The organism is Pseudonocardia sp. Ae717_Ps2 (genome assembly GCF_001932475.1).
GTDB lineage: Bacteria > Actinomycetota > Actinomycetes > Mycobacteriales > Pseudonocardiaceae > Pseudonocardia.
Genome location: NZ_MCIS01000001.1, coordinates 6276668 through 6288042 on the forward strand (window position 1 = coordinate 6276668; position 11375 = coordinate 6288042).

General features: G+C 75.3%; 7 protein-coding genes and 3 pseudogenes. 1 reads left to right on the plus strand and 9 read right to left on the minus strand.

Annotated elements, in window-relative coordinates; all coding sequences use genetic code 11:
• Nucleotides 1–48 precede the first annotated feature (48 nt).
• The 4 genes and pseudogenes from Ae717Ps2_RS29100 to Ae717Ps2_RS29115 all read right to left on the minus strand — a co-directional run bounded on the left by Ae717Ps2_RS29100 (nucleotide 49) and on the right by Ae717Ps2_RS29115 (nucleotide 4424).
• A complete protein-coding gene (locus Ae717Ps2_RS29100) occupies nucleotides 49–639 on the minus strand; it encodes a hypothetical protein (protein ID WP_337819625.1) in 591 nt (196 codons plus the stop codon).
• A 75-nt stretch (nucleotides 640–714) separates the two neighbouring features.
• On the minus strand, nucleotides 715–1317 hold the full coding sequence (locus Ae717Ps2_RS29105; RefSeq protein WP_075308811.1) for a hypothetical protein: 603 nt from the start codon (nucleotides 1315–1317) through the stop codon (nucleotides 715–717).
• Nucleotides 1318–1391: 74 nt separating this feature from the next.
• Nucleotides 1392–1997: a hypothetical protein gene (locus Ae717Ps2_RS29110; RefSeq protein ID WP_139318852.1), complete on the minus strand. Its 606-nt coding sequence runs from the start codon at nucleotides 1995–1997 to the stop codon at nucleotides 1392–1394.
• Nucleotides 1998–2117: 120 nt separating this feature from the next.
• Nucleotides 2118–4424 (minus strand): annotated as a pseudogene (locus Ae717Ps2_RS29115) (sodium-translocating pyrophosphatase).
• A gap of 418 nt (nucleotides 4425–4842) precedes the next feature.
• Here Ae717Ps2_RS29115 and Ae717Ps2_RS35550 point away from each other — a divergent pair.
• Nucleotides 4843–7378 (plus strand): annotated as a pseudogene (locus Ae717Ps2_RS35550) (DEAD/DEAH box helicase); the annotation flags it as partial.
• 384 nt (nucleotides 7379–7762) lie between these two features.
• Here the strand turns inward: Ae717Ps2_RS35550 and Ae717Ps2_RS29130 are convergent.
• The 5 genes and pseudogenes from Ae717Ps2_RS29130 to Ae717Ps2_RS39470 form a co-directional block, all read right to left on the minus strand.
• Entirely contained in the window at nucleotides 7763–8221 is a 459-nt protein-coding gene (locus Ae717Ps2_RS29130; protein WP_075334119.1) for an Rv3654c family TadE-like protein, read from the minus strand.
• A complete protein-coding gene (locus Ae717Ps2_RS39460) occupies nucleotides 8208–8957 on the minus strand; it encodes a DUF4244 domain-containing protein (RefSeq protein ID WP_233147710.1) in 750 nt (249 codons plus the stop codon). Before Ae717Ps2_RS39460 ends, Ae717Ps2_RS29130 begins: the two co-directional genes overlap by 14 nt.
• A 93-nt stretch (nucleotides 8958–9050) precedes the next feature.
• Nucleotides 9051–9518: a type II secretion system F family protein gene (locus Ae717Ps2_RS29145; RefSeq protein ID WP_075334120.1), complete on the minus strand. Its 468-nt coding sequence runs from the start codon at nucleotides 9516–9518 to the stop codon at nucleotides 9051–9053.
• A 306-nt stretch (nucleotides 9519–9824) separates the two neighbouring features.
• Nucleotides 9825–10244, minus strand: coding sequence for a hypothetical protein (locus Ae717Ps2_RS39465; protein WP_233147825.1), 420 nt, complete (start codon nucleotides 10242–10244; stop codon nucleotides 9825–9827).
• A gap of 277 nt (nucleotides 10245–10521) precedes the next feature.
• A pseudogene (locus Ae717Ps2_RS39470) lies at nucleotides 10522–11375 on the minus strand (TadA family conjugal transfer-associated ATPase); the annotation flags it as partial.

An 11375-nucleotide genomic window follows, 5' to 3' on the forward strand; every position in this document is an offset into this window, starting at 1 on the left:
CTGGGAGCGGGCGAGTCGCCAGCGTAGACCCAGCCGTAGTTCGGCAGGTCAGGCGGCCGGTCGGCCGCGGTACCGGGGCCAGTCGGCCGGATTCGTCATCCGCGGCGCGGGGCCGACCAGTTCCACCAGTCGGGCCAGTCGACGCGCTCCGTGCAGGCGTAACGCCGGGCCGGGCGCGCCGTGTTCCCCCGGGGCGAGCCGTGCCGGGGGCAGGCCGGCCCGGGTGGCGGCGGCGATCAGCGGGCCGTGTGTCCACGACGCCTGTGGATCGAGCAGCAGCAGGTACCCGCCCCGCAGGTCGGGGGTGCCCGCGGCGAGCGCCCACAGCCGGAGCGCGGCGCCGTCGAGCTGGAAGTCCGGCGGGATCTGCTTGCGACCCTCCGGCGTGCACCAGGCGCGGGCCAGGGGAACCAGGTCGCGCCGGAACGCGCTGCGCATCCCGGACGCCCCGGGGGCGAGGGTGACGCCGCGGGCCGCCGCCAGCGCGGCCAGCGCGGTCTCGCGCCCCTCGATCGGCAGTGGGACGTCGAACCGGGCCGTGTCCCCGGCGCCGAACCGCTCGATCCGCCCGGGCCCGCAGAGCAGCCCGGCCAGGTCGGTCAGCCCGGCCGGCCGGGCCTCCGCGGAGAACAGCGACATCTGCGGCACCCGCGAAGCATAGAACGCATGTTCGACCTTGCCCAGCGGGGAGCGCCGTACGGGTGACGCAGCGGGTCAGGCGGGGCCGTTGATCTTCTTGAGTGCGACGCACTTCGGTGCGGTCGCGAACGCCTTGTCCAGACGCGGGGTGGGCCCGATCTTGTCCAGCCCCTGGGCGCCGGAGATCGTCCGCAGCTTCTGCTGGGCGCCGTCGAGCTTGCCCTTGAAGCCCTGGACGTCGTTCGGGTCGATCGCGTCGACGTCCTTCTTGGCCTGGGCGATCGTCGTGCCGGACCGGTCGAGCATGTCGCGGACCGCGGCGGCCCACGCGTCGCCGCCGCTCACCGGGGACTGCCCGGCCGCAGCCAGCTGCTTCTTGCCGGTGTCGATGCCGGCCGCCACCTTGCCGAGGTACTCCGACAGGCGCGTCTTGATCCCGGCGAGGTCGGCGCCGTCGTAGTTCGGCGGGGTGTTGAGCGGCTGGTAGTAGGCCAGGGTCGCGCCACAGACCTTGTCGCCCCAGGCGACCGGGTCGGCGCCGACGCCCGCGGTCGGTCGGGGGGCCGGGTCCGCCGCGGGGGTGCCGGCCACGCTCGACGCGCAGCCGCCGGCCAGGAGCGCGGCGAGCAGGGTGGGGAGCAGGACCCGGGCGGTGCGCGCCGGGCGGGGGGTGGCCATCGTCGGGCTCCAGGGTCGGGGCCCGTGGGGGCCCGGGACACGGACAGTGGTCGACGGTAGGACGCCGCCGCGGGTCAGCTGCCTCCGCCCTCCCCGGTTGACCCGTTCGGGGCATCGGCGGGGCCGCCGGGCGGCGGTGTCGGGCGGGCCTGCTCCGCCGTTCGGGTGAGGTCCGTGCAGGCCGTCGAGGCCCGGAACGCCGAGGCGATCGCCGGGTTGCCGGTGACCTCGTCGAGCGGCCCGGTGGTCCCGGCGAGGCGGGCGAGCGGCTCCAGCGCGGCAGGCAGGTCACGCTGCACCGCGGCCGGGTCGGCCGGGTCGATGGCGTCGACCCGCGAGCGCGCCCCGGAGAACGCCGAGCGGATCTCGCCGAGTCCGCCCTGGAGCCGCGCGGCGAGGGCCTCGCCGTCGTCGACGGGGGCCGGGCCGAGCCGGTCCAGGTCGCCCAGCGCGCCGTCGGCGGCCTGGGTGGTGCGGGTCAGGTAGTCCGAGAGGGCCCGCAGCCGCTGCGCCGGATCCGGGGTCTCCGCGGGCGCGTCCACGGCGGTGCGGACGAAGGGCAGCACGGCCGCGCACATCGAGTCGGTCCACTGTTCGACGGTCGGCCCGGAGGGGCCGCAGCCCGCCAGCACGACGGTCGGGGCGACGAGGAGCGCGGCGAGACCTCGCGATGTCCGCATCGCTCCTCCGTCGGGGGTGATCACTGCGGTCCGGCGGAGAGTATCCGAATCGTCCCGAGACGAAAGACGGCCGCCCGTCCCGATGGGACGAGCGGCCGCCGTGGTCCTGCGAGGTGTCGGCTAACCGACCGAGCTCTCGGCCGGGGTGTCGGTGATCGCCGAGGTGCGGCGCTTCGAGACCACCACCGCGGCCGCGATGATCACCACCGCGACGATCGCGATGAGGACGCGGATCACCGGGTTGGCGTCCGGGGTGGACAGCACCACGACCGCGGGGGCGATCAGCACCGAGACCAGGTTCATGACCTTGATCAGCGGGTTGATCGCGGGGCCCGCGGTGTCCTTGAACGGGTCGCCGACGGTGTCGCCGATGATCGTCGCCTCGTGGGCGTCGGAGCCCTTGCCGCCGTGGTTGCCGTCCTCGACGAGCTTCTTGGCGTTGTCCCAGGCGCCGCCCGAGTTGGCCAGGAAGATCGCCATCAGGACGCCGGTCGCGATGGCACCTGCCAGGTAGCCGGCCAGCGGGCCGACGCCGAGACCGAACCCGACCGCGATCGGGGCGAAGATGGCGAGCAGGCCGGGGGTGGCCAGCTCGCGCAGCGAGTCCCGGGTGCAGATGTCGACGACGCGGCCGTACTCCGGGCGCTCGGTGCGGTCCATGATCCCGGGGTGCTCGCGGAACTGGCGGCGCACCTCGTAGACGACGGCGCCCGCGGCGCGGGTCACCGCGTTGACCGCGAGGCCGGAGAACATGAAGACCACCGAGGCGCCGATGATCACGCCGACCAGGGTGTTCGGGCTGAACACCTCGTAGGCGAACGCGGTCCCGGCGTCCTGCGCGGCGATGTTCACCCCGGCCAGGGCCTGGCTGATCGCGTCGCGGTAGGAGCCGAACAGCGCCGTCGCCGCGAGCACTGCGGTGGCGATCGCGATGCCCTTGGTGATCGCCTTGGTGGTGTTCCCGACCGCGTCGAGCTCGGTGAGGATGTCGACGCCGTCGCCCTCGACGTCGCCGGACATCTCCGCGATGCCCTGCGCGTTGTCCGAGACCGGGCCGAAGGTGTCCATCGCGACGATGACGCCGACCGTGGTCAGCAGGCCGGTACCGGCCAGTGCGACCGCGAACAGCGACACGACGATCGAGCCGGACAGCAGGAACGCCCCGTAGACGGCCGCGGAGATGACGAGCGCGGTGTAGACGGCGGACTCGAAGCCGATCGAGATGCCGGACAGGATCACGGTGGCCGCACCGGTCAGCGACGACTCGCCGACGTCCTTGACCGGGCGGTCCTCGGTACCGGTGTAGTAGCCGGTCAGCTTGAGGATGACCGCGGCCAGCACGATCCCGATGACCACGGCGACCGAGGCGATCAGGCGCGGGTCGCCCGCGAGCCCGACGACGCTGGTGTCGGTCGGGTTCAGCAGCTCGCCGAAGGTGCTCGGGAGGTAGACGTAGGCGGCGATGATCGACAGCACGCCGGCGAACAGTGCCGAGAGGTAGAAGCTGCGGTTGATCGCCCGCAGGGTGTTCTCCCCGGCGCGGGCCTTGGTCAGGTAGACGCCCAGGATCGCGGTGATCACGCCGATCGCCGGGACGATCAGCGGGAACAGCAGGCCCTGCAGGCCGAACGCCGCGGTGCCGAGGATCAGTGCGGCGACCAGCGTCACCGCGTAGGACTCGAACAGGTCGGCGGCCATGCCGGCGCAGTCACCGACGTTGTCGCCCACGTTGTCGGCGATGGTGGCCGCGTTGCGGGGGTCGTCCTCGGGGATGCCCTGCTCGACCTTGCCGACCAGGTCGGCGCCGACGTCGGCGGCCTTGGTGAAGATGCCGCCGCCGACCCGCATGAACATCGCGGAGCAGTGCCGCGCCGAAGCCGAAGCCCTCCAGGACGCGGGGCGCCTGGCCGGCATAGACGAGCACGACGATCGCGGCCCCGAACAGGCCGAGGCCGACGGTGAACATGCCGACGACGCCGCCGGTGCGGAACGCGATGCGGGTCGCCTTCTCACGGCCGCCCGGCTCGCGGGAGGCCGCGGCGACGCGGATGTTCGCGCGGGTGGCGAGCCACATGCCCAGGTAGCCGATGATCGCGGAGAAGACCGCGCCGACGACGAAGAAGATCGATCGTCCGATGCGTTCACCGAGGTCCTCGGCGGGGAGCGCGAAGAGCAGGACGAACACGATCGCGGCGAAGATCGCGAGCGTGCGGAACTGGCGGTTGAGGTACGCCGTGGCGCCCTCCTGGACCGCGCGGCCGATCTCCTGCATGTTCGGGGTGCCCTCGCCGTAGGAGAGCACCTCCCGCAGCAGTAGGACCGCCGACGACCAGGGCGACGAGGGGCGACCACCGCGACCACACCGACGATGGTGAGGTCCCCCGCGCCGAGCTCGAGGCCCTGGGCGAGGTAGGTGGGCTGGGACATCCGTGTCCTCCCGGTGGAAAGGATCCGGCCGGCGAGGTCCCCGGCGGCCGGGTCGGGGTCACTGTGGCGCGACCCGGCCGGGCGGCGACGGCCTCGTCGGCGTCGACTGGGCCCGGGCGGCGTCCACCGGTGACCGGGCTGGTGCAGTCTATGAGTGTGGGACATCCCTCAGTGCGATTGGGATCACAAGACGTAACGAACTGGCAAAAGTGATCAATCCCACACGATGTCGCGACGCAATCCGGGAACCTGCAGATCACCTGCGACGCAACCACTTCTGTCGTCCGCCCGTGCCGCGCCCGTCGGCCGGGGGCGGAACCGGGAGCGACCGCTGATCGTTCGAACATCTGTGCCATCGTGGTCGGTCGTGGGAGCGACGGCGGACAGCACGCAGGGCCCGGACGGGTCGCAGCGCGGGATGGAGCTGCTCCGCCGCGTGCTGGCGGGCTCGGGCCTCGACCCGGCCCGTGCCGACGCCACGTGGACGTCCGGCCCGGCGGAGACGGTCCCGCCGAGGCCGGGACCGGGCGCCGGGGCGTTCGCCGCTCAGGACGGGTTCGACGGTCCGGACGGAGCGCGCGGCTCCGGGGGGCCGACCGACCCCGTCGGCTCTGCCGGCTCCCGCGGCCCTGCCGGTCCCAGCCGTCCTCCTGGCCCTGCCGATCCTCCCGGCTTCCATGGTGTCGATGGCGACGATCCGGCCGGCGCCGTCGACGATCCGTTGCGGCACGTCGTGCGGATTCCGGCACGGCCCGGCCGCCAGGTCGACTGGCCGGGCTGGACACCCGAACCGCTGCGCACGGCCTGGGCGGCCCGCGGCGTGACCCGCCCGTGGTCGCACCAGGCACACGGGGCGGAGCTGGTGCACTCCGGCGCCGATGTCGTCGTCGCGACGGGGACGGCGTCGGGGAAGTCGCTGGTCTACCAGCTCCCGGTGCTCGCCGGGCTGGCCGAGGACCCGCGGGCCACGGCGCTGTACTCGCCCCGACCAAGGCACTCGCAGCCGACCAGCTGCGGTCCCTCGACGGGGCTCGCCCCGGACCGGTGTCCGGCCCGCCGCCTTCGACGGTGACACCCCCATGGACCAGCGCGACGGGTCCGCAGCACTGCCGGTGGGTCTTCTCCAACCCGGACATGCTGCACCGGTCGCTCCTTCCTCGGCACGGGACGCTGGACGACCTTCCTCCGCCGGCTGCGCTACGTCGTGGTCGACGAGTGCCACACCTACCGCGGGGTGTTCGGCTCGCACGTGGCACTGCTGCTGCGACGGCTGTTGCTCTCGCCGCCCGCTACGGCGCACGCCCCACGATCGTGCTCGCCTCGGCGACGGTGGCCCGCCCGGAGGAGTTCGCGTCCCGGCTGACCGGCCGCGACGTCGTCGCCGTCACCGAGGACGGGTCCCCGCATGCCGGTCGCACCGTCGCGTTCTGGGAGCCGCCGCTGCTCGCCGAGATCACCGGGGAGAACGGGGCGCCGGTCCGCCGCTCCGCCGGGGCCGAGGTCTCCCGGATGCTCGCCGACCTCGTCCTGGAGGACGCGCGGACCCTGGCCTTCGTCCGGTCCCGGCGGGCCGCCGAGCTCACCGCGCTCGGTGCGCAGCGCCAGGTCGCCGAGATCGCTCCCGAGCTGGCCGCGCGGGTCGCCGCCTACCGCGGCGGCTACCTGCCGGAGGAGCGCCGCGCGCTGGAGGCCGACCTGATGTCGGGCAGGCTGATCGGGGTCGCGACCACCAACGCCCTCGAGCTCGGCGTCGACATCTCCGGGCTCGACGCGGTGGTGCAGGCCGGCTTCCCCGGAACCCGCGCGTCGTTCTGGCAGCAGGCCGGGCGTGCCGGGCGCGCCGCCGACGAGGCACTCGTCGTGCTCGTCGCCCGCGACGACCCGCTCGACACCTACCTCGTCCACCATCCGAGCTCGCTGGTCGGTGCGCCGGTGGAGAGCTGCGTGCTCAATCCGGTCAACCCGTACGTGCTCGCTCCGCAGCTGGCATGCGCGGCCGCGGAGATGCCGCTGACCACGGTCGACGTCGAGGAGATGTTCGGAGGAGCGCCCGCGGTGGAGGTCCTCGACGCCCTGGTCGAGGAGGGCGTGCTGCGCCGCCGACCGCACGGCTGGTTCTGGCCCGACACCGGCGACGCACCCGCCGCGCACGTCGACATCCGCGGCTCCGGACTCGGACAGGTCGCCGTGGTCGAGGCGGCCACCGGGCGGATGCTCGGCACCGTCGACGGCGGCTCGGCCCCGGGCACGATCCACTCCGGTGCGGTGTACCTGCACCGTGGCGACAGCTTCGTCGTCGACGAGCTGGATCTCGACGACGGCGTCGCGCTCGTCCACGCCGAGGCCCCGGACTGGCGCACCGAGGCCCAGTCGGTCTCCGACGTCGCCGTGCTCGAGGTACTGGAGCACCGCCGGTGCGGGCCGGTGCAGGTCTGCTTCGGCGCGACCACGGTGACCAGCCAGGTCGTCGCGTACCGCCGACGGACCCCGGACGGGACGGTGCTCGACCAGACGCCGCTGGACCTGCCGCCGCAGAGTCTGGACACCCGGTCGGTCTGGTACACGATCGACCCCCGACGCGCTCGCCGACGCCGGCATCGACGAGGCCCGTCTCCCCGGTGCCCTGCACGCCGCCGAGCACGCCGCGATCGGACTGCTCCCGCTGTTCGCGATCTGTGACCGCTGGGACATCGGTGGCCTGTCCACCGCGCTGCACCCCGACACCGGGCTCCCGACGTGTTCGTGCACGACGGGCACCCCGGCGGCGCAGGGCTGGCCGAACCGGCCACGAGGTGCTGGGGCGATGGCTGGCGGCGACCCGCGCCGCCGTCCGGGACTGCGAGTGCCGCACCGGATGCCCCTCGTGCGTGCAGTCCCCGAAGTGCGGCAACGGGAACAACCCGCTGGACAAGAGCGGGGCGGTGCAGGTGCTGGATCTGGTTCTGGCCGCGCTGGAAGCGGGACCCCGACCGGCTCGCGGTGACCGCGGGACCGGACGGGGTACCACCGGCCCGCCCGTCGGGGGCGGGGCGGACCGGTGCAACCACGTGCGACGACATCGGACGGGGGCGCCAGGGCGCTCCGACGTCGTCGCTGTCTGGGGAGCGTGGTCTTCGTGGCGGGGGCGGACCGGACCCTGCGCGTCCTCGCGACTCCTAGTAGGCCCGAGTGTCGCGACAGTGACCAGATGTGGGCCGCGCAACGTCGGTGATCGGTCACGCCCCCACGACGAGATGCCGTTGCGTTGGACGTTCGTCGTAAGCAATCGTGAATGACGGCGTGCTCCGGGGTCGCCGGTCCGTTCATCTGGAGGCGCGGACCGCTCACCGAGATCGTGATCACGTCCGGGCGTGTTCACGACGGCTCCACCGCAGGAACCGAACCGTCCACGGGCCCGCTCGCCGGGGGCGTGCCGCGTCGACGGGAGCCGGACCCGCGCGTGCCCTCGCCCGTGCGGGACCCCGGAGCGGGAGCAGCCCCGACCAGGCGACCTGGGTCTCGACCAGGGCGTCCCAGCCGTCGAGGCGGCAGGTCAGCAGCTCGGCGCCGTTGCGGACGGCGAGGTCGGAGGCACGGGCGCAGGCGGCAGCGGTGCCGTCCACCGACTGTCCCGCGGCCGCGAGCGCGGACAGGTCTGCGGCGGCGGAGGCGACGTGCCGGGCGCGGGCCGCGGCAGCCAGGTCGACACCGACGGTGCCGACCAGGAGCAGCACCGCTGCGGCCGTCGCGGCCCAGACCGAGGCGACGCCCGCGTCGCCTCCGCGACGTACCGGGCGTGCCTGCTCATGGCGCGCCACCGGGCTGCGCCGGCGCCGACCCGGAACGGACCGCGCCTGCCGTGACGCCGGGTTCGACCGCGGCAGTCGCGGCACCGCTGATCGTGACCGGGAGCAGCCCGACCGGCCGGACCCGCACCGTCACGACGACGAGATCGCCGTCGACGCGGAGCTCGGGCTCGGCCCCGGCCGGTGCGAGCTGCGCGGCCGCGGCCCGACCCCGCTCGGTGTCACCGCGCGCGGCCTGGCGGGCCAGTTCGAGAGCGGCGTCGGTGCAGCGGACCCCGGCCGCCACCGCGGCGACGGCTCCGACCGCCGCCGGTGACCGCGACCAGGGTGCCGAGCGCCAGCGCCGCCTCGACGGTGACCGCGCCACGGTCGTCCGCCAGCCAGGACGGCGCGCCGCTAGTGGGGCCGACCGCGGCACCACGACGGGTGGCGCGGCCGCGGACACGGCGGCCACCGTGTCCGCGGTCGCCCGGTCCGCCCGGTCCGCCCGGTCCGCCCGGTCGGGTCGGTCGGGCCGATCGGGTCGGCTCGGGATGTCGCGGCCGTTGTCAGAGCGTCGTGGACAGTGCACGTTGCACGATCCCGGTGAGGGCGGCGAGGACGTCTCCGCCGCTGACGATCGCGTAGAGAGCGCGGCGAAGGCCGCGGCGGCGACGGTGCCGACGGCGTACTCGACGGTGGACATGCCGTCGTCGTCCGAGGCGAGTGCGCACAGCCGGCGGTGCAGCAGGGAACGGGTGGGGGTCATCGGTGTCTCCTTCGTCGGGGGCCCGCGGAGTGCGGACCCGGTCGCCGCGCGGCGGTGGTCACCACCGTGCGAACGCCTCCCCGGCCAGCCCGATCACGACCGGCACGATGCCGAGGACCAGGAAGGCGGGCAGGAAGCAGAGCCCCAGCGGGGTGATGCGGACCGCGGCGGAGCGTCCGAGGGGCGGCACCGGTGCGGGCCGACCGGCCCGCGCGCGGGCGAACCCGGCGAGTTCGGGGACCGGGCCGGGGCGGCCCAGGCGTCGTCGGGGTCGGCGCCCAGCGCCAGCAGGCCCGCGACCCTGCGCAACGCCTCACCGGCCGGGCCGTCGAGCCGCCGGGCCGCGGCTCCGACGGCGTCCGCCACGGCGAGACCGGCGGCGAGGCAGGTCGCCAGGAGGTCCCAGGCGGCGGCCAGATCCGCGGAGTCCACCGACGCGGCCGGCCCGCGGGCTGCCCGCCGGGCGAGCCACAGCAACCCGCCGCCCAGCGCGGCGCCGACGACCGCGCCGCCCATCCCGCCGAGGGCTCCGCCGAGCGCGGCCCCGGAGGGAACGAGCACCGCGAGGACCGCGGTGCGGGTCGGCGCCGCGGCCGTCGTCGCTCCGGTGACGGAACGCAGCCCGCGCAGCCGCCCCGGTCCGGGACGCCCGCCGCCGACGACCAGGGCGAGCGCGGCGCCCGAGCGCGGCCGCGGTCACGTCGGCACCGCCGCACGCAGGATCCGGTCGGCCCACGCCGCCCCCCGCGACCGTGAGGCCGACCCCGGTCAGCAGCAGAGCGGGCCCGTGCAGCCCGGTGCGCAGCACGGTCAGCGGCGCGATGCCCATCAACTGCCCGAGACCGATTCCGGCCAACGGCAACGCGGTCAGCACCGACGCCGTCGCCCGAGGCCCGGCGAGCTGGGCTCGCACCCGGGCTCCGTGCGCGATCCGCCAGCGGATGTCGTCGAGCAGGCCGGTGAGCAGGTCGGCGAGCGGGGCACCGTGGGTGTCGGCGAGCTCCCAGGCCGAGGCGACCCGCTCGACGTCGCGCCGGGCGGGCCCCGCGCCGTCCGACGCAGGGCCTCGGGGACCGGCTCACCGATCCGCGCGGCGACCGCGGCCGGCTCGAGCAGCGCGCGGGCGAGCGGCCCGTCGTGCACGTGCCCGGCCAGCGCGGCCGCGGGGTGCGCGCCGGTGCGCAGCTCGTCGGTGATCCCGAGTGCGTCGGCGAGTTCCGCAGCCGTCGACCCGGCCCGGTCCGCGGCCCGACGTGTGGCGATCCGGCGCCGCACTCCCCACGCCACCCCGCTGCGCACACCGCGCCGGCGGGGCCCAGGAGCAGCCACCCCAGCGGGGCGGCGAGCAGCGGCAACGGCGGAGCGAGCAGCCGGGCCGTCGGGGGGCGGTTCCGGTGCCGGTCAGGGCCCGCCACCGGGACCGCCCCGGCGCCGCGGGCAGTGTCAGCACCGCCAGCGCGAGCAGGGGAACCGTCACGCCCTGCGGCGTCCCGGGAAGTGCGCTCAGCACGGCACACCGACCCCCGCGCTCGCGCAACAGCGTCGCGAGCTCGTCGCGGCCCGGCCCGACCCCGGAGCCGCGGCTCCAGGCGGCGGTGACGTGTGGGGTGCCGTCGTCGGAGCGGCCCAGCACACCGATCTCGTCGAGCGTCCGGCCGGCGCCGGGGCGGCGTCGCATGTGCAGCACGACCTGGACGGCGGCCGTCAGCTGACCGTCGAGCGCGCGGGGGACATCCCGCCGAGCCCGGCCAGTGCGCGTATCCGGGCCGGGATCTCGCGGACCGAGTTCGCGTGCACGGTGCAGCCGCCGCCGTCGTGACCGGTGTTCATCGCCGCCAGCAGGTCGCACACCTCGGCGCCGCGGACCTCGCCTACGACCAGCCGGTCCGGCCGCATCCGCAACGCCTGACGCACCAGTTCGCGCAGCGGAACCCCGCCCGAGCCCTCGATGTTCGGCGGCCGGGCGACCAGCCGCACGACGTGCGGGTGGCGTGGGGAGAGCTCCTCGGCGTCCTCGACGGTGATCAGGCGCTCGCCCGGGTCGACCGCGCCCAGCAGCGCATTGAGCAGCGTGGTCTTGCCGCTACCCGTCCCGCCGGCCACGAGCACGGCCAGCCGGGCGCCGACGATCGCGCGCAGCAGTGCCTCGCCGGTCGCGTCGAGGGTGCCGGTCCGCCGGAGCGCGGCCAGGTCGTGCCCGGCGGGACGCAGCACCCGCAGCGAGATCGCGGTCCCGGCCGCCGCCACCGGTGGGAGGACGGCGTGCAGCCGGACCCCGGCGTCGGGGAGCCTGCCGTCGACGCAGGGGCTCGCGTCGTCGAGGCGGCGGCCCGCGGCGAGCGCCAGGCGCTGGGCGAGTCGCCGGACCGCGGCCTCGTCGGTGAAGGTGATGCCGGTGCGGCGCAGTCCGTCGCCGCG

Bases quoted from the DNA above. Each gene is read 5' to 3' on its own strand.
- Ae717Ps2_RS29110 (WP_139318852.1), bottom strand. From the start codon at position 1,997: ATGCGGACATCGCGAGGTCTCGCCGCGCTCCTCGTCGCCCCGACCGTC.
- Ae717Ps2_RS29100 (WP_337819625.1), bottom strand. From the start codon at position 639: ATGTCGCTGTTCTCCGCGGAGGCCCGGCCGGCCGGGCTGACCGACCTG.
- Ae717Ps2_RS29105 (WP_075308811.1), bottom strand. From the start codon at position 1,317: ATGGCCACCCCCCGCCCGGCGCGCACCGCCCGGGTCCTGCTCCCCACC.
- Ae717Ps2_RS39460 (WP_233147710.1), bottom strand. From the start codon at position 8,957: ATGACCCCCACCCGTTCCCTGCTGCACCGCCGGCTGTGCGCACTCGCC.